14 protein-coding genes are annotated in these 17389 nt (G+C 71.5%); 5 read left to right on the top strand and 9 right to left on the bottom strand.

Translation table 11 applies throughout. The features are described 5' to 3' along the window. Positions 1–198 precede the first annotated feature (198 nt). Positions 199–1131 (top strand): YihY/virulence factor BrkB family protein, encoded by a 933-nt coding sequence (locus AC060L_RS23285; RefSeq protein ID WP_483800813.1) that lies wholly within the window; start codon positions 199–201, stop codon positions 1129–1131. A gap of 38 nt (positions 1132–1169) precedes the next feature. Here the strand turns inward: AC060L_RS23285 and AC060L_RS23290 are convergent, their stop codons facing one another. After that, positions 1170–2588 (bottom strand): D-alanyl-D-alanine carboxypeptidase family protein, encoded by a 1419-nt coding sequence (locus AC060L_RS23290; RefSeq protein WP_483800814.1) that lies wholly within the window; start codon positions 2586–2588, stop codon positions 1170–1172. A gap of 164 nt (positions 2589–2752) precedes the next feature. Between AC060L_RS23290 and AC060L_RS23295 the strand changes: the two genes are divergently transcribed. Beyond that, positions 2753–3022, top strand: a complete 270-nt coding sequence (locus AC060L_RS23295; RefSeq protein ID WP_483800815.1) for an SCO4848 family membrane protein — start codon at positions 2753–2755, stop codon at positions 3020–3022. A 73-nt stretch (positions 3023–3095) separates the two neighbouring features. Continuing rightward, positions 3096–4745 (top strand): hypothetical protein, encoded by a 1650-nt coding sequence (locus tag AC060L_RS23300; RefSeq protein ID WP_483800816.1) that lies wholly within the window; start codon positions 3096–3098, stop codon positions 4743–4745. Between the two features lie 82 nt (positions 4746–4827). Here AC060L_RS23300 and AC060L_RS23305 read toward each other — a convergent pair whose 3' ends face one another. Genes AC060L_RS23305 through sdhC form a run of 4 tightly spaced genes read right to left on the bottom strand, consistent with a single transcriptional unit; the run spans position 4828 to position 8256 of the window. Then, positions 4828–5604 carry a succinate dehydrogenase iron-sulfur subunit gene (locus AC060L_RS23305; RefSeq protein ID WP_483800817.1) on the bottom strand — a complete coding sequence of 259 codons (777 nt, stop codon included), beginning with the start codon at positions 5602–5604 and terminating at the stop codon, positions 4828–4830. Beyond that, a complete protein-coding gene (gene sdhA, locus AC060L_RS23310; protein WP_483800818.1) occupies positions 5604–7346 on the bottom strand; it encodes a succinate dehydrogenase flavoprotein subunit in 1743 nt (580 codons plus the stop codon). Before sdhA ends, AC060L_RS23305 begins: the two co-directional genes overlap by 1 nt. 31 nt (positions 7347–7377) lie before the next feature. Beyond that, complete coding sequence (gene sdhD, locus AC060L_RS23315; RefSeq protein ID WP_483800819.1) at positions 7378–7869, bottom strand: succinate dehydrogenase, hydrophobic membrane anchor protein; 492 nt, start codon at positions 7867–7869, stop codon at positions 7378–7380. Between the two features lie 6 nt (positions 7870–7875). Then, positions 7876–8256 (bottom strand): succinate dehydrogenase, cytochrome b556 subunit, encoded by a 381-nt coding sequence (sdhC, locus tag AC060L_RS23320; protein ID WP_483800820.1) that lies wholly within the window; start codon positions 8254–8256, stop codon positions 7876–7878. 239 nt (positions 8257–8495) lie between these two features. Between sdhC and AC060L_RS23325 the strand changes: the two genes are divergently transcribed. Beyond that, complete coding sequence (locus AC060L_RS23325) at positions 8496–9203, top strand: hypothetical protein (RefSeq protein ID WP_483800821.1); 708 nt, start codon at positions 8496–8498, stop codon at positions 9201–9203. Between the two features lie 70 nt (positions 9204–9273). Here the strand turns inward: AC060L_RS23325 and AC060L_RS23330 are convergent, their stop codons facing one another. The 3 genes from AC060L_RS23330 to AC060L_RS23340 form a co-directional block, all read right to left on the bottom strand. Next, positions 9274–10077 (bottom strand): 2-oxo-4-hydroxy-4-carboxy-5-ureidoimidazoline decarboxylase, encoded by an 804-nt coding sequence (locus AC060L_RS23330; RefSeq protein WP_483800822.1) that lies wholly within the window; start codon positions 10075–10077, stop codon positions 9274–9276. Positions 10078–10264: 187 nt separating this feature from the next. After that, a complete protein-coding gene (locus tag AC060L_RS23335; RefSeq protein WP_483800945.1) occupies positions 10265–11938 on the bottom strand; it encodes an alpha/beta hydrolase in 1674 nt (557 codons plus the stop codon). Positions 11939–12010: 72 nt separating this feature from the next. After that, positions 12011–12772 (bottom strand): SDR family NAD(P)-dependent oxidoreductase, encoded by a 762-nt coding sequence (locus tag AC060L_RS23340; RefSeq protein WP_483800823.1) that lies wholly within the window; start codon positions 12770–12772, stop codon positions 12011–12013. 147 nt (positions 12773–12919) lie between these two features. On the opposite strand from AC060L_RS23340, the gene AC060L_RS23345 reads away from it, so the two are divergent. Next, entirely contained in the window at positions 12920–14512 is a 1593-nt protein-coding gene (locus AC060L_RS23345; protein WP_483800824.1) for an acyl-CoA mutase large subunit family protein, read from the top strand. A 75-nt stretch (positions 14513–14587) separates the two neighbouring features. Here AC060L_RS23345 and AC060L_RS23350 read toward each other — a convergent pair whose 3' ends face one another. Beyond that, positions 14588–16729, bottom strand: coding sequence for a S53 family peptidase (locus AC060L_RS23350; RefSeq protein ID WP_483800825.1), 2142 nt, complete (start codon positions 16727–16729; stop codon positions 14588–14590). Between the last annotated feature and the right edge of the window lie 660 nt (positions 16730–17389).

Consider the following 17389-nt stretch of genomic DNA (forward strand, 5'->3'; position numbering starts at 1 on the left):
GCACCATGGGCCGGGCCGCCGCGGGAGCCATCCGGGGCAACCGTGGTTGACAGGAGGTCAGCCGGACGGGTCGCCGACGAGCGCGACGCGGGCTGACGCGGGCTGACGCGGGTTGGCGCGCACAGCCGCACTTGGGCTTTCCGGGGCGAGTCGGATCATGAAGGACTTTTCACTGGGCCACCCGGGTAGGCGTCGGCCATGGGATTCCTCACCAGGCTGCCGGTCATCGGCCCGCTCGTCACCGCGCTGCTGCGCACCCGCGCGTACCGCACCTACGAGCACTTCACCGAGGCCAAGGGCAACCGGCTGGCCGGCGCGGTCACCTTCTTCGGCTTCCTGGCGCTCTTCCCGCTGCTCACCGTCGCGCTGGCGATCGCGGTGGCCTTCCTCACCCCGACCCGGGTGACCGAGATCGAGAACAAGCTCGCCGACCAGGTCCCGGGCCTGGCCCACTCGCTCGGCCTCGACTCGCTGGTCGCCAACGCGGGCACCGTCGGGCTGATCAGCGGGGTGCTGCTGCTGGTCTCCGGGCTCGGCTGGGTGGACACCATGCGCGGTTCGATCCGCGACATCTGGCAGCTGCCCGCCCCGGACGGCAACGTGCTGCTGCGCAAGGGCTGGGACTGCGTGGTGCTGCTCGGGCTCGGCCTGGTCTCGGTGATCTCGCTCGGCGCCTCGACGATCACCACCCAGCTCGCCGGGAAGGCGGCCACCGGCCTGGGCTTGGCCGACCGCGGCCCCGGGCACTACCTGCTCGCGGCCGCCGGTTTCGTCATCGCGGTCGGCGCGGACCTGCTGCTCTTCCTCTACCTGCTGGCGCCGTTCCCGGGGATCGTCGGCCAGCAGCGCCGGGACCTGCTCGGCGCGGCGCTGCTCGGCGCGGTCGGCTTCGAGGTGCTCAAGCTCGCCCTCGCCTCGTACCTCGCCCACGTGGCCGGCCGCAGCCTGTACGGCGCGTTCGGCACCCCGGTGGCCCTGCTGCTCTGGATGAACTTCGTCACCCGGCTGCTGATGTACTGCGTCTCCTGGACGGCGCTGGCGGACCCCGAGGCCGCCCGGGCACGCGCCCGGACGGCTGCCGAGGCCGCCTACCGCGCGGCCGGCGAGCTCGGGGCGCCGGCGGTGCGGTAGGCGGCCGGTGCGGTAGGCGGCCGGTCCGGTCGCGGGTGTCAGTGATCCGCCGTCGAGCGGCCGATCGCGGTCGCACCGCCGGATCCGGCCCCACCCGACTCACCCGCGTCCCCGGGGGCCGGCCCCGGCTCGGCCGCCATGACCGGCGCCATGCTCACCGCGGTGGCACCGCCGGGGGCCGGCGCGCCGATCGGAGCCCCCGCCGGCCTCGGCACCCGCCGTCGCCGCCGGGTCAGCAGCCAGGCGGCCGCCGCGCCGAGAAGGGCGAGCGAGCCGACGGTCGTCCAGCCGGCCCTGGTCCACCCGGCCGCGCTCAGCAGCCGGGTGTCGTGCTGCACCGCGCCGGCCGGTGGCGCCTGCTTCGCGCCGTTGCCGGCCGCCGGTGCCCGGGGCGGCTTCGCCGGCGTCTTCGCGGGTGCCTGTGCGGGTGCCTTGGCCGCCGGCGGGGTGGCCGGCTTCGGCGTGACCAGCGTGCCGACCGGTGCGACCTTGCCGGCCGCCGCGAAGCCCCAGTCGAGCAGCTCGGCGGTCTCGTCGTACACCTTCATATAGGTGTCCGGGTGCATCACGGCCACCAGCAGCGTGCGCCCGTCCCGCTCGGCGGCGCCGACGAAGGTGCTGCCCGCGTTCGTGGTGTAGCCGTTCTTCACGCCGATCAGCCCCGGGTACTTGCCGAGCAGCCGGTCGGTGTTCTGGATCCCGAACGTGCCGCGCTGGCCCGTGTGGCTGTCCACCGCACCGGGGAACTGGGCGTCCTTGGTGGCGCAGTAGGACCGGAAGTCCGGGTTGCGCAGCCCCTCGCGGGCGAACAGCGTCAGGTCGTAGGCCGAGGTGAGCTGCCCGTCCTCGTCGTAGCCGTCCGGCGAGACCACGTGCGTGTCGGCGGCGCCCAACTCGGCCGCCTTGTCCTGCATCTGCCGGACCGTCTGGTCGACGCCGCCGTTCATGTGCGCGAGCACGTGCACGGCGTCGTTGCCCGAACTCAGGAAGACCCCGCGCCACAGGTCCTCGACCTTGTAGTCCAGGTCCTCCTTGATCCCGACCAGGCTGCTGCCGGCGCCGAGCCCGGCCAGCTCGTCGGCCGCCACCTTGTGCACGGCGGACCGGTCGAACTTGGGCATCACCGTGTCCGCGAACAACATCTTCAGCGTGCTGGCCGGCGGCAGCCGCAGATGCGGGTTGAACGCCGCCAGCACCTCGCCCGAGTCGGCGTCGGCCACCAGCCAGGACTGGCCGGTCAGCCCGTCCGGCAGCTTCGGCGCCCCGGGCGGGAGCGAGGCCTGCACGCCGGGCAGCCCGAGCCGCTCGCCGCCGACCACCGCCGTGGGCGGCGGCTCGGCATCGGTGCGCACCGCGGCGGCGGCGCTCGGGGCGGCGGCCAGCACGAGCGCGACCGCGGCGTTCAGCGCGGCGGCTCGCAGGCCGGTACGACACGTCAGATCAGCGTCCAAATGCACCTGGACTCCGTACCCGCAACGACCTCCACCGCTCCCGGCCCGCCCACCGCTCTCCCCCGAAGGGGGGACCGCCCCCTGCGCCGATCGGCCCCGCGCCCATACTGGGAGACCAGCCGCTCCGCCCGTTCCGCCGGTTCCGCCCGTCCCGTTAAGGACCACCCGCCATGAAGCTCAGCCGTCGCACCTCCTGGTTCCTCGCCGCGTTCGGCGTCTGGTCGGTCATCATCTGGACGACCTTCGTGAAGAACCTCTGGCAGGACTCCGCCCACCAGGCCTTCACCAACGGCGACCACGCGCACCCGACGGCGTTCTTCTGGATCCACCTGGCGCTGGCCATCACCTCCTTCGTGCTGGGGGTTCTGGTGGGCCTGGTCGGGGTCAGAGGGCTGCGCGGCGGGGCTGCGGCGAGCGCTGCCGCAAAGTCGTTGACCTGACAGGTCAGCGGCTGCCAGAGTCTCCCTGCTTCGCACGCCGTGCGAACGAATATTCGAGGGGGGACCTCTCTTCGTGCTGCCCACGACCCGACTCCTGGCCGCCGGCGGTGTGCTCACGCTGGCCGTCGGCCTGGCCACCGCCCCGAGCGCCTCGGCGGCCACCGGTCTGAGCTACAGCAACCCGCGGGCGACTCCGACGCCGTCGAACTACCTCGGCGTCCAGACCGACGCCTGTGACAGCACCACCACGCCGCAGTGGATCCGCAACACCGGCGAGACCCCGACGCTCAGCGTGAACGTCAACGTCCCGGCCGGCGTCACCACCGTGCCGACCATCTCGGTGACCGACGAGACCACCGCGCCGTTCAGCAGCGCGTTCCAGGCCGCCGCACCCGTGGTCAACGGCATCGCGAGCGTCCAGGTGCCGAACCTGAAGGACGGCCACTCGTATTCCTGGCGCGCCTGGTCGGTGACCGGCGGGATGCCGTCGGCGTCGGCGAAGTGCCACTTCCGGGTGGACACCACGCTGCCGACGGTCAGCGTCAGCTCCACCGACTTCCCGGCCGAGGGCTCGGGGCTTACCGCCACGAAGTACGCGGGCCAGCCGGGGACGTTCGTCCTCAAGGGCGGCGACGCGGCCTCGGGGATCGCGTGCTACTACGTCAGCCTGCAGGCCACGCCCGGCTTCGGCGGCGGCTGCTCGGGGCCCGACGCCGTGAAGCCGGGGCCGGACGGGACCGCGACGATCCAGCTGACGCCTAAGGACTGGGGGAGCGACACCCTCCAGGTCGAGGCGGACGACGTGGCGGGGAACGCCACGCGGTACCAGTACAACTTCTACGCACCGTGGAACCCGCACCCGCCGCAGGCGCTGGGCGATGTGGACAACGACGGCAAGCCGGACATCCTGCTGCCGGACGCGGCGGGCAACCTGCAGGTGATCGACGGGACCGCGGGGAACACCACCCCGACGGCGGTCGTCCCCGCTGCCTATGCCCCCACTGGTGCAGGGTGGACCCACTTCGAGCTCAGCCACCGTGGTTGGGACGGCGGCGGCGCACCGGCCGACACCGTGTTTGCTCGTGATCTCAGCTCCACCGCCGAGCGCGCCAATCTGTACGTCTATGGGAACCAGGGCAGCCCGGCGCTGGAGGCCAACCAGTCGCCGATGCTGGCGAACAAGCCGAGCACCTGCGTGGACGCCACGGGTGCGGCTCTCACCTGCCCGGCCGATGTCAGCTGGGCCGGCGCGGATCAGTTGGTCGCACTGGGTCCGGTCGACCCGAAGGTGGCGAACGCCCCCTCGCTGCTCGCCGTCGAGCACGGTGATCTCTGGCTGTTCGCGTACGGGCAGATCGGCTTCGGCTCCGAATCCGCCACCAAGCTCACCACCACCGCCAACTGGACCAACTACGACCTGATCGCCCCCGGTCCCGATGCCAACGGCAACCTGGCGCTCTGGGCCCGTGACCGCGCCACTGGGGAGCTGCACGCGTATCCGCTGCCCAAGAAGGCGGACGGGACGATCGACTTCTCCGCGCTCGCCGATCCGACCGCGCACGTGGTGGCGGGCGGGTTCACCACTGCCGCGTACCCGACGCTCGGGAGCTCGGGGGATCTCAACGGGGACGGGGTGCCGGACCTGTACGGGGTCACGGCGGACCGGCACTTGGTGACGTTCAGCGGGTGGAGCAACCCGAAGGACCTCGGTGCGCTGAAGTAGCTGAAGCAACCGAGGTGTGGAACGGCTGAGGGCCCGTCCGGTCGAAACCGGACGGGCCCTCAGCACGCAGGCGCGGGGTGGATCAGAAGCGGCGGGTCACCAGGGCCCGCTTGACTTCCTGGATCGCCTTGGTGACCTCGATGCCACGCGGGCAGGCCTCGGAGCAGTTGAAGGTGGTGCGGCAGCGCCACACGCCCTCGCGGTCGTTGAGGATCTCCAGGCGCTGCTCGGCACCCTCGTCACGCGAGTCGAAGATGAAGCGGTGCGCGTTGACGATGGCGGCCGGGCCGAAGTACTGGCCGTCGTTCCAGAAGACCGGGCAGGACGAGGTGCACGCGGCGCACAGGATGCACTTCGTGGTGTCGTCGAAGCGCTCGCGGTCCTCGGCGGACTGCAGGCGCTCGCGGGTCGGCTCGTTCCCCTTGGTGATGAGGAACGGCATGACGTCCTTGTACGCCTGGAAGAACGGGTCCATGTCGACCACCAGGTCCTTGAGGACCGCGAGGCCCTTGATGGCCTCGATGGTGATCGGCTTCTCCGGGTTGACGTCCTTGAGGAGCGTCTTGCAGGCGAGCCGGTTGCGGCCGTTGATCCGCATGGCGTCGGAGCCGCAGATGCCGTGCGCGCAGGAACGGCGGTACGTCAGGGTGCCGTCCTGCTCCCACTTGACCTTGTTGAGGGCGTCCAGGACGCGCTCCTTCGGGTCCATGGTGAGCTGGTAGTCCACCCACACCGGCTCCGGGTGCTCCTCCGGGTTGAACCGGCGGATCCGCAGGGTGAAGGTGATCATCTGCACGCCGCCGGCCTCGGCCGCGTCCAGCGCCGCGGAGTGCGGTGCGTCGATCGTGGGGGCGCTCATCAGTACTTACGCTCCATCGGCTGGTAGCGGGTCGTCACGACCGGCTTGTAGTCGAGGCGGATCGAGGTGGTGCCGTCCTCGGACACCTCCTGGTACGCCATGGTGTGCTGCATGAACTTCACGTCGTCACGGGTCGGGAAGTCCTCGCGGAAGTGACCGCCGCGCGACTCCTCGCGGGCCAGCGCGGAGACGACCAGCACCTCGGCCAGGTCGAGCAGGTTGCCCAGCTCCACGGCCTCCAGCAGGTCGGTGTTGTAGCGGAAGCCCTTGTCCTGGATCGCCACGTTCTTGTAGCGCTCGCGCAGCGCGGCGATGTCCTCGCTGGCCTGCTTCAGGGTGGCGCCGGTGCGGTAGACCATGGCGTTGACGTCCATGGTCTCCTGCAGCTCCTTGCGGATCTGCGCGACGGACTCGGTGCCGGTGGACTCACGCAGGCCGTCGACCAGGGCCTGGACCTTCTCGGCCGGGTTCGCGGGCAGCGCGACGTAGTCGTTCTTGCTCGCGTAGTCGGCGGCGGCGATGCCGGCCCGCTTGCCGAAGACGTTGATGTCCAGCAGCGAGTTGGTGCCCAGGCGGTTGGCGCCGTGCACCGAGACGCACGCGACCTCGCCGGCCGCGTACAGGCCCGGGACGACGTCGGTGTTGTTGCGCAGCACCTCACCCTCGACGTTGGTCGGGATGCCACCCATCGCGTAGTGCGCGGTGGGCTGGATCGGGATCGGGTCCGTGTAGGGCTCGATGCCGAGGTAGGTGCGGGCGAACTCGGTGATGTCCGGGAGCTTGGCGTCCAGCTGCTCCGGCGGCAGGTGGGTCAGGTCCAGGTACACGTGGTCGCCCTCGGGACCGCAGCCGCGGCCCTCACGGATCTCGGTGTAGATCGCGCGCGAGCAGACGTCACGGGACGCGAGGTCCTTCATGACGGGGGCGTAGCGCTCCATGAAGCGCTCGCCGTCCTTGTTGCGCAGGATGCCGCCCTCGCCGCGGGCGCCCTCGGTGAGCAGGATGCCCATGCGCCAGATGCCCGTCGGGTGGAACTGGAAGAACTCCATGTCCTCCAGCGGCAGGCCGCGGCGGTAGACCAGGGCCTGGCCGTCACCGGTGAGGGTGTGGGCGTTCGAGGTGACCTTGTAGAACTTGCCGGTGCCGCCGGAGGCGAAGACCACGGCCTTCGCCTGGAAGACGTGGATCTCGCCGGTGGCCAGCTCGTAGGCCACGACGCCGGACGTCTTGCCGTCGTTGATCAGCAGGTCCAGGACGTAGAACTCGTTGAAGAACTCGACGCCGTGCTTGACGCAGTTCTGGAACAGCGTCTGGAGGATCATGTGACCGGTGCGGTCCGCGGCGTAGCAGGAGCGGCGGACCGCCGCCTCGCCGTGGTTGCGGGTGTGACCGCCGAAGCGGCGCTGGTCGATCCGGCCGGCCTCGGTACGGGAGAAGGGCAGGCCCATCTTCTCCAGGTCGAGGACCGCGTCGATGGCCTCCTTGCACATGATCTCGGCGGCGTCCTGGTCGACCAGGTAGTCACCACCCTTGACCGTGTCGAAGGTGTGCCACTCCCAGTTGTCCTCCTCGACGTTGGCCAGGGCGGCGCACATGCCGCCCTGGGCCGCGCCGGTGTGGGACCGGGTCGGGTAGAGCTTGGTCAGCACCGCGGTGCGGCTGCGCTGGGTCGACTCGATGGCCGCGCGCATGCCGGCGCCACCGGCGCCGACGATGACGGTGTCGTACTGGTGAATCTGCATGGTGTGGTAACTCGCCTCTGGCCAGCGCCGATTAGATGTTCGGGTCGAAGGTGAAGATGACCAGGGTGCCGAGCAGCACGGTGAAAACCGTGGCGGCGCCCATCAGGCCCTTCAGCCAGAGCCGAGTGGAGTCCTTCTCGGCGTAGTCGTTGATCACCGTGCGCATGCCGTTGGCGCCGTGCAGCATGGCCAGCCAGAGCATCAGCAGGTCCCAGCCCTGCCAGAACGGCGAGGCCCAGCGGCCGGCGACGAACGCGAAGTTGATCTTCGAGACACCGCCGTCCAGGGTCAGCATGATGATCAGGTGGCCCAGGATCAGCACCACCAGGACGATGCCGGACAGGCGCATGAAGAGCCAGGCCAGCATCTCGAAGTTGGTGCGGGTGCGGCGCGGGGTCTTCACGGTCCGGGTGCGCGGCGGCTCGACCACGAACGCGTCCGCGGGGTTGCCGGTGCCCAGGCCCTTGCCGGTGTGCGCCTGCGAGGAGGCGACCAGCTCGATGTCGGAGGTCTCAGTTGACATGCCGGATCACTTCCCGAACCAGGAGGTCAGTGTGTGCTGCAGGATCGGGTAGAAGGCGCCCGCCATCAGGACGACCCAGACACCCACGACGCTCCAGAGCATCTGCACCTGGTACTTCGGGCCCTTGGACCAGAAGTCCACGGCGATCACCCGCAGCCCGTTCAGTGCGTGGAACAGGATGGCGGCGGTGAGGCCGTACTCCATCAGGTTCACCAGAGGCGTCTTGTACGTCTGAATGACCGAGTCGTACGACTGCGGCGAGACCCGCACCAGTGCGGTGTCTAGGACGTGGACGAGAAGGAAGAAGAAGATGAGGACGCCAGTGACTCGATGAGCCACCCAGGACCACATGCCTTCGCGGCCGCGGTACAGCGTTCCAGCCGGCACGGAAAACCCTCCGGAAGCGGTTGAAGGGCTCGGCCGGCTTCGGTGTCGGTCAGCCCGGCCGGGTACGGTCCACCGGCCGCGAGCATCCTATCGACGCCGCGTCGGGAACCGCCTCCGGGGGGTTTGAGTGTGATCAATCAGGCACGTGCGGCGTAATCCGGACCGTTTTCGTGACACTGGGTCATCGCGGCCCTGCGATACGGTGACGAACTTCCCGTCGTCGACGACATGAGGCCTTTATGCGCCCGCTCTGCTGTCTGCTGATCCTCCCGCTGCTGGCCGGCTGCGCCACGGTCGGACCGGGTTCGGCCGCGGACCAGGCGCCGGCCGCGCGGGTGCTGACGGCGGCTGAGCTGCGCGCCGCCGCGGTCGGGGCCGGCGACCTCGGCAGCGGATACACCGTCACCGTGCTCGGCGCCGGGCAGGACGGGCCCGCCCCGGGCGCGGTCGAGCGGCAGCTCGCGGACGTGCCGGCCTGTCAGCCGGTGCTGGACGCGATCGGTCCGGGCGACCCGGCCGCGCAGCCGCAGGCCGAGACCGACCTGAGCGTCGGGCGCGGCGGTGACGCCCAGGCAGGTGTCTACACCGCGCTGCTCGGCTATCCGGTGGGTCGCTCGACCGCGCTGGAGGCGGCGCTGGACCAGGTGCTCGCGCGGTGCGGCAGCTTCACGTCCACGGGGGCCGCCAAGAGCGGCGTGCGGACCGAGCACCGGCTGGCCCGGGCCGACACGCCCACGCCCGAGGGGGCGGACGCGGCGACCGGGTTCACCCTGTCGAGTGATTCCGGGGCGCCGACCGGCCCGCTGGAGCAGCGGGCCGCGGTGGTCCGGGTCGGCACCGCGCTGGCGGTCTTCTCCACGGTGGGGACGGCGAAGCAGCCGGCCGCCGCGCCCGACCCCGCCGTGCTCCAGGCGCAGGCGCGCAAGCTGCGGGCCGCGCAGGGCTGATCGTGGCAGGGCTGACCACGGCAGGGGCTGATCGCGGTGCGGCACCTCAGTGCCGCACCGCGGCGCCGGCTCAGCTCGCGGCGCTGCTGGCGACCAGGTGCTCCAGCCGGTTCAGCGCGATCCGGCGCAGCTCCTCGGCGGCGACCAGTCGCTCCTCGTCCGGGTCGTTGGCCAGCCGGGTGCGGATCGAGCTGAGCACCGTGTCCAGCATCTCCTCCGGATCCACGCCGTCCAGGCAGACCACGAAGACGTGCCCGAACCGCGACTCGTAGGCCGCGTGCGCCGCCCGCAGCGCGGTGTGCGCGGCCTGGCTGCCCGGCGCGCGCATGCCGAGCAGTGGCTGCGGCATCCAGCTCTCGTCGGCCAGCGCCTCGGCGAGGTCGCTGGGCCGCAGGTCGTAGGAGGCCTCGCTGGCCGCGGCGAGCAGTGAGGCCAGGTCGGGGTACGGGCGGTGCGCGGTCAGCCGCAGCGCCCAGCGGTGGCTGCCGCAGCAGGCGAGCAGGGCCTCCTCGGCGGCGCCCGGGTCCGCCTCGTTGAAGCGGTGCAGTCCGATCGCGGGCAGCGCCGGACCGGTCGGATCGGTGGGCCGCTGGGCGGGGATCTCGGCCGGCGGCCGGCCGGCGCAGGTGTGCGGCGGGGTGCTGCGGTCGGTGCGGTCGGTGCGGTCGGACGAGCGGTCGGCGGTGCGGTCGGCCGGGCCTTCAAGCGGGTGGTCGGCCGGGATGTCGCTGGCCAGCGGGTCCTCCTCGGGAGGCTGGAACGGAGGCGGGCGGCGGACAGCCGGAAGAGCGCGCGCAGCACCGCGGCGGGGCGAACGAGTGGCGCCCGGGGCCGGAGTGGCGGCGGGCGTCGGACAGGAACCAGCATGGATCACGGAGCGGCGCGTGCGGGGTCACCCACGCGGTGCCGCGGTCCGCCCGGGCAGCGGCACCACGGTAGTTGAGCGCTCACCAGTTGGGGAGAGTCCCTGCAGAATTCACCCTGACGAGCTATCAAGTTGTGATGTGTGCAGCCTTGGGGCTATCTGTTCGGCGGTGACCAGCGCGTCACCGCCCCTCGGATCACTGCGCGCAGCTGGTCCCGGCGGCCGGCATCGTGCCGCTGACCAGGTACGCATCAAGCGCCTGGTTCACGCAGGCGTTGCCGCTGCCGAACGCGGCGTGGCCCTCGCCCTGCCGGGTCAGCAGCGTCGCGTTCGCGAAGCCCTGGGCGAGCTTCTGCGCCGCCGCGTACGGCGTCGCCGGGTCGCCGGTGGTGCCGATCACCAGGATCGGCGCGCTGCCCTCGGCCCGGATCGTGTGCGGCTGCTCGGGGCTCTGGTACGGCCAGAACTGGCAGCCGGGGCCCGAGACGTCCTCGGCGGTGGTGTCGCTGTTCAGCAGCGGGGCCTGCCGCTTGAGCTCGGTCAGCAGCTGCTGGACCCGCTGCGGTGAGGGCGCGGGGGCCGCGCCGTCGGCGCAGCTGATCGCGGTGTGCGCGTCGTCCTCGGCCGAGTAGTGGCCGTTCTTGTCCCGCTCGTTGTAGGCGTCGGCGGCCTCCAGCAGGATGTCGCCCTGCCCGTGCTGCATGGCCATCGTCAGTGCCGTGCGCAGCTCGCTCCAGGAGGTGGTCTGGTCGCCGTAGAGGAAGAAGATCGCGCCGGTCCAGCCCAGGTTGGAGTTGAGCTTGCGCCCGCTCGCGGTCGGCAGCGGCTTGTCCCGCAGCCCGTCCAGGAAGCTGCCGACCTTCTGGCCCGCGCTCTTCGGGTCGGTGCCGAGCGGGCAGTCGCCCGGGTGGTTGGTCGCGCAGTCGGCGGCGAACCGCTCCAGCGACTTCTCGAAGCCGATCTGCTGCTGCACGTCCGCGTCCAGCTTGTCGGCGGACGGGTCGACGGCGCCGTCCAGCACCAGCCGCCCGGTGTTGCCGGGGAACTCCTCGGCGTACAGCGCGCCGAGGTAGGTGCCGTACGAGACGCCCAGGTAGTCGAGCTTCGGGTCGCCGAGCGCCTGGCGCAGCACGTCCATGTCGCGGGCGGTGTCGCGGGTGCCGACGAACGGCAGCAGCTTGCCGGAGGCGGCCTCGCAGGCGGCCGCGTAGGACTTGCCGAGCTGCTCGCGCTGGGCCTCGCGGGCCTGCGGGTCGGCGGGTGCGTCCTGCTCCTCGCGGTCGTCGCGCTGCTGGTCGGTCAGGCAGTGGATCGGGTCGCTGCCACCAGTGCCGCGCGGGTCGAAGCCGACGATGTCGAAGCGGTCGTGCAGCGGGCCGTCGAAGTCGCTGCCGTCGTCCCGCACCATGTCGACGCCGGAGGCGCCGGGGCCGCCCGGGTTGACGATCAGCGAGCCGATCCTCCCCCCGCCTCCGGCCGGGGGTACCCCCACCCCCGCCTTGGCGGCGGGCTCGCGCATCAGGGCCAGGTCGAGCGCGTCGCCGCCCGGGTTGGCGTAGTCGAGCGGGACGTGCAGCTTGCCGCACTGCAGCTGGACGGCGCCGCCGCCCGGACACGGCGACCAGGCGATCTGCTGGCCGTAGAACGGGTGCAGCGCGGGGTCGGCGGCGCCCTTGGGCGAGGCGGCGGCACTCGCCGCGGCGCCCGCACTCGCCGGGGCCGACGCCGCGCTCGCGGCGGGGGCGCCGGCGGTGCCCGTCGCGCTGCCGCTCCCGGCGGCCGCGGGGTGCCCGGCGGCGCTGCTGCAGGCGGCCAGCAGCAGCGAGCCGAGCGTGACGGGTATCAGGAGGCGGGGAAGCCGGGGGAACATCACCGAACATGTGTAGCACTCGGTAGGGCCACCCCGCCTGCCGGTTACCGTCGCTGCCGGTAACCGCCGGGGTCAGGCCCGGTGCACCTTGTAGTTCGAGGCCTGGGCGCGCGGGCGGACCACCAGCAGGTCGATGTTCACGTGCGACGGGCGGGTGACCGCCCAGGCCACCGTGTCGGCGATGTCGTCCTCGGTCAGCGGGTGCGAGACGCCCTGGTAGACGGCGGCCGCCTTCGCCTCGTCGCCGCGGAACCGGGTCACCGCGAAGCCCTCCGACTTGACCATGCCCGGCGCGATCTCGATCACCCGGATCGGCTCGCCGACCAGCTCCAGGCGGAGCGTTGCGGCGATGGTGTGCGCTGCGTGCTTGGCGGCCACATAACCTCCACCACCCTCGTACGCGGCCAGCGCGGCGGTGGAGGAGAGGATCAGTACCGTGCCGTCGCCGCTCTGCCGCAGCGCCGGCAGCAGCGCCTGCGTCATGTGCAGCACGCCCAGCACGTTCACCTGGTACATCGCGAGCCAGTCGGCCGGGTCGCCCTGCTCGACCGACTCGGCGCCGAACGCACCGCCGGCGTTGTTGACCAGCAGGTCGATCTGCTCCAGACCGGCCGCGAAGGCGTCCACCGCGGCCCGGTCGGTGACGTCCAGGGTGACCGCGCGGGCGGTGCCGCCCTGGCTCTCGATCTCCTTGGCGAGCTGCTCGATCCGCTCGGTCCTACGGGCGGTCAGCACCACCGAGAACCCCTCGGCCGCCAGCCGCCGCGCGGTCGCCGCGCCGATGCCGCTGCTCGCCCCGGTGACCACTGCGACCTTCTGCTGAGCGCTCGCCATCTGCCGTCTCCTCCGTATGCGTCCATCGTGCCTCGTGCGGCGTCATCATCGCAGGAGCGGGACTCGCCCCGGCAGTGAGGGACGGTTGACGGTGGCGCGCGGGAGCATGTGGTGGCACCGTCCAGCACCCGTCCCGCGGAGGAATCCATGGCAGCCGAGCCGCGACGCTCCGAATCTGCCCGTCTCAGTGAATCGGGCTTCCCGATCGAGCCCCTGTACGGCCCCGCGGAGCCGATCGAGCGGCTCGGCCGCCCCGGCGAGTACCCGTTCACCCGTGGCGTCTACCCGTCGATGTACACCGGCCGGCCGTGGACCATGCGGCAGTACGCCGGCTTCGGCACCGCAGCGGAGTCCAACGCGCGCTACCGGCAGCTGATCGCCAACGGGACGACGGGCCTGTCGGTCGCCTTCGACCTGCCGACCCAGATGGGCTACGACTCGGACGCGCCGATCGCGGCCGGTGAGGTCGGCAAGGTCGGCGTCGCGATCGACAGCGTCGAGGACATGGACGTGCTCTTCGGCGGGATCCCGCTGGGCGAGGTCTCCACCTCGATGACCATCAACGCGCCCGGCAGCCTCCTGCTGCTGCTCTACCAGCTGGTCGGCGAGTCCCAGGGGGTGCCGTCCGCCGGGCTCACCGGCACCATCCAGAACGACGTGCTCAAGGAGTACATCGCGCGGGGCACGTACATCTTCCCGCCCAAGCCGAGCCTGCGGCTGATCGCGGACGTCTTCCGCTACTGCCGGGCCGAGATCCCGAAGTGGAACACCATCTCGATCTCCGGCTACCACATGGCCGAGGCCGGCGCCGATCCCGCGCAGGAGATCGCCTTCACGCTGGCGAACGGCATCGAGTACGTGCGCACCGCCGTCGCGGCCGGGATGGCGGTGGACGACTTCGCGCCGCGCCTCTCCTTCTTCTTCGTCTCCCGCACCACGCTGCTCGAAGAGGTCGCCAAGTTCCGTGCGGCGCGCCGGATCTGGGCCCGGGTGATGCGCGAGGAGTTCGGCGCGCGCAACCCGCGCTCGCAGATGCTGCGGTTCCACACCCAGACCGCCGGCGTGCAGCTGACCGCGCAGCAGCCCGAGGTCAACCTGGTCCGGGTCTCGGTGCAGGCGCTGGCCGCGGTGCTCGGCGGCACCCAGTCGCTGCACACCAACAGCTTCGACGAGGCGATCGCGCTGCCGACCGAGAAGTCCGCCCGGCTCGCGCTGCGCACCCAGCAGGTGCTGGCGTACGAGACCGACGTCACCGCGACCGTCGACCCGTTCGCCGGCTCCTACGCGGTCGAGGCGATGACCGACGAGGTGGAGGGCCGCGCGCTCGAACTGATGGCGCGGATCGAGGAGATGGGCGGCGCGGTGGCGGCGATCGAGAACGGCTACCAGAAGTCGGAGATCGAGCGCACCGCCTACCGGGTCCAGCAGGAGACGGACGGCGGTGAACGCACGGTGGTCGGCGTCAACCGGTTCCGGCTGGACGCCGAGGAGCCGTACGAGCCGCTGCGGGTGGACCCGGCGATCGAGGCCCGGCAGGCCGAGCGGCTGGCCCGGCTGCGCGCCGACCGGGACCGCTCGGCGGTGGACCGCACGCTCGGCGCGCTGCGCCGGGCCGCCGAGGGCACCGACAACGTGCTCTACCCGATGAAGCAGGCGCTGGCCGCGCGGGCCACCGTCGGCGAGGTGAGCGACGCGCTGCGCGAGGTCTGGGGCACGTACACGCCGGTCGACCGCTTCTGACGGGGCTGGGCGGGGGAAGCGGACAGGGCCCGGAGGCGTCGCCTCCGGGCCCTGTCCTGTGGTTCGACCGCGCTGTCAGTCCTGGCTGTCGTCGTCGCCCGGGTTGGCGAGGGCGTTCCAGCCGTTGTCGTCGGCGCTGGCGTGCTTGGTCGGGTGCTTGATCGTGAAGGACTTGAGGAAGTCCGTGCCCGGCGAGCCGACGCCGGTCGCGGTGTCGTAGCCCTTGCCGGCCTTCAGGCCGAAGTCCGAACCGACCTTGTACAGGCGGACCTTGAGCACACCGTTGATGGTGCCGAGGTCGACCACGTTGCCGAACTTGGTGTGCACGGCGGAGTCGTTCACGTCGTGGAACGCGCGGGTGCCGGCCCGGTCGTACAGCGCCGGGTTGGCGAAGCCGAGCGGACGGCCGCCGCGGGCCTGGATCGCGTTGGCCTCCATGGCCGCCATCTCGGGCGAGGCGACCGAGGTGCCGCCGTAGCCGCCCTCGGAGTAGGCGCCGCCGGCCGGGGTGTAGCCGACCATGGTGGCCGCCACCAGGTCACCGCTCATCGCGACGTCCGGGGTGGCGCGCAGCGGGGTGGCCGACTTGGTGCCGTCCGCCGCGACGGTGGAGATGCTGTCCGGGACGACGCCCTTCTGGTACCACGGCTGCTGGACGTCCTTGGAGACGCCGCCGCCACCGCCGAAGTAGAAGAAGCCGGGCATCGGGGTCCAGGACTTGCCGTCGGGCGACAGCACCGAGCGCTGGTCGCCCATGCTGACCTCGTGGCCGTACGTGCCGGACTTGTCCTTCAGCTCCAGCGCGGTCGCGCCGACGCCGGTGATCCACGGCGAGGCGGACGGCCACTGGGTCTGCGCCTGGTTGGTGTCGGCCTGGCAGTTGGTGCCGGTGGCCGCCGCGCCCGGCGAGTTGTCGCCGCAGTCGCCGGAGGAGGCGTTGAAGCTGATGCCCTCGGCCGCGCCGAGCTGGAAGATCTGGTTGTCGGCCGCGATCGTGGCCGGGTCCAGGTCGCCGCTCTTGCCGTGCATGATCTCGCCCCAGGAGTTGGAGACGATGTCGGCGAGGTGGTTGTCGACGATGTTCTGCAGGGCCGCGGTCAGGTCGGGGTCCTCGCAGGAGTTGGCGCCCACGTAGACGACGTTGGCGTCCGGCGCGAGGCCGTGCACCATCTCGACGTCCAGCGCCTCCTCACCGGACCAGTCGCCACAGTCGGCCTGGTGGACCCACTGGTCCTTGGTGACGACCTCCTTGTACTGCCCCGGCGCGAACGGCTGGTCGCCGTGGGCAGTGGAGAACTTGTTCGCGTCCGCCTGCATGGTGTCGAAGCCGTAGGCGTCGACGATCGCGACGGTGGCGCCCTTGCCGGTCATGCCGGACTTGGTGACGCCGTACGCCTTGCGGATCTGCGAGGGAACGTAACTGCAGGGCGCGAAGGGGTCGTTCTTCTCGTAGCCCTGCGGCGCGCCCTTGGCGATCTTCGAGCCGTAGCCGTCGTCCGAGCAGGTCGGGACGGTCGGCAGGGTCGGCGGGGTCTTGGCCGCGGCGGTGTTCGGGCCGGCGGCGTTCGACGTCGCGGCGGCCAGCTTGGCCTCGGCGGCGGCCTGCGAGACGGCGTCCGAGGAGGCCTTGTGGACCGTGCTGGTCAGCCCGCCGACGGCCATCACGTCGTTGGCGACCGCGGCCGGCACGATCGCGTCGCTGGCCGGGGCGGTCTGGGTGCCGGCGGCCGTGGTGTAGGCGTGGATCTGGGTGCTGAAGGCCTTCGCCAGGCCGGCCGTGTTGCCGGAGACGTCGACGTAGTGGTTGGTGGCCGCGTCGACCTTCAGGCCCGCGCTGGTCAGCCAGTCCGTGACGGCCTTGACCTGCTCGGGGGTGGTGCCGAAGCGGGCCTTGGCCTCGTCGGTGGAGAGGAACTTGCCGTAGTCGGGCGAGTCCACCGAGGAGACGGCCTGCGCGTAGGCGGCGAGGCCCGCCGGGTCCTGGCCCTGGAGGTAGACACGCGCGGTGCCGGGGGTGGCGGCGGGCACCGCACCGGTGTCGGCCTGGGGGGTCGCCCAGGCGGGGCTGGTCCCCGGGAGCTCCTTGGCGGTGCTCGGCGCGGCGGCGGTGGTGTCGGCGAAGGCCGGGTTGGCGACCGCGAGCGCACCCAGGACGAGGGCTGCGGCCGGAGCCGCCACCGCTATCCGGGAGAGCCGGCTGCGAACAGCTGCTGGCACGTGGGTTCCCCACTCTCATGAACGGGCCGACCGCCTGCGGGGGCAGGCAGTTGACGGCGTCTCAGCTCATGCCTTGTGGGCAGGGCCGGACGCGGGCATGGCGGATCGCCCAACCTGACCGGGCTCCTGAGGGAGGGTCGGCTGGTGCGAGGGTTTGACTGTGCGCTCGTTGTCTATTCGCTCAGACGGTCGATGTTCAAGACTTCGCCTGAATTTTTTACCAGTACATGACCTGACCGTCCGGATCCTGACATGCGGTGGTCATCCGGGTGTGCACGGCGGGTCCGAAGGGGGTTTGAAATCACGTTCGCCGTGCTGGCACGGGGTGTGCGGCCGGTGGCGAGACGTTACTCCTGGCGGTTCCGGTCGTTGCACAGGTTCATCGCCCAGGCGGCGTCTGCAGCGGGAAGGCGGCTAAAACGTGATGTCATACCCACCCTCTGGCCGTGTATGCGCCAATCCGGGTACTTATTCGGCCGAAGTCAGGCCAAACTCCGGCCACGGGCATACTCTTGTTGGGGTGACGCATCCTCAGTCCGCTCAGCAGACGACGCAGCCTGCGAGCCCGTCGGCGACCACCCCGGTGGCGTCCTCGGTGAGCTCGCCGCCGCGTTCCGCGGTCGAGCGCCGGTCGGCACCGAAGCCGGGGCCGTCGGCCGC

The sequence above is a fragment of the Kitasatospora sp. NEAU-69 genome (genome assembly GCF_057158765.1).

Excerpts from the sequence above, each read along its gene's own strand:
- AC060L_RS23340 (WP_483800823.1), bottom strand. The coding sequence starts at position 12,772 with ATGGCGAGCGCTCAGCAGAAGGTCGCAGTGGTCACCGGGGCGAGCAGC.
- AC060L_RS23335 (WP_483800945.1), bottom strand. The coding sequence starts at position 11,938 with ATGTTCCCCCGGCTTCCCCGCCTCCTGATACCCGTCACGCTCGGCTCG.
- sdhA (WP_483800818.1), bottom strand. The coding sequence starts at position 7,346 with ATGCAGATTCACCAGTACGACACCGTCATCGTCGGCGCCGGTGGCGCC.
- sdhD (WP_483800819.1), bottom strand. The coding sequence starts at position 7,869 with ATGTCAACTGAGACCTCCGACATCGAGCTGGTCGCCTCCTCGCAGGCG.
- AC060L_RS23295 (WP_483800815.1), top strand. The coding sequence starts at position 2,753 with ATGAAGCTCAGCCGTCGCACCTCCTGGTTCCTCGCCGCGTTCGGCGTC.
- AC060L_RS23285 (WP_483800813.1), top strand. The coding sequence starts at position 199 with ATGGGATTCCTCACCAGGCTGCCGGTCATCGGCCCGCTCGTCACCGCG.
- AC060L_RS23345 (WP_483800824.1), top strand. The coding sequence starts at position 12,920 with ATGGCAGCCGAGCCGCGACGCTCCGAATCTGCCCGTCTCAGTGAATCG.
- AC060L_RS23325 (WP_483800821.1), top strand. The coding sequence starts at position 8,496 with ATGCGCCCGCTCTGCTGTCTGCTGATCCTCCCGCTGCTGGCCGGCTGC.
- AC060L_RS23305 (WP_483800817.1), bottom strand. The coding sequence starts at position 5,604 with ATGAGCGCCCCCACGATCGACGCACCGCACTCCGCGGCGCTGGACGCG.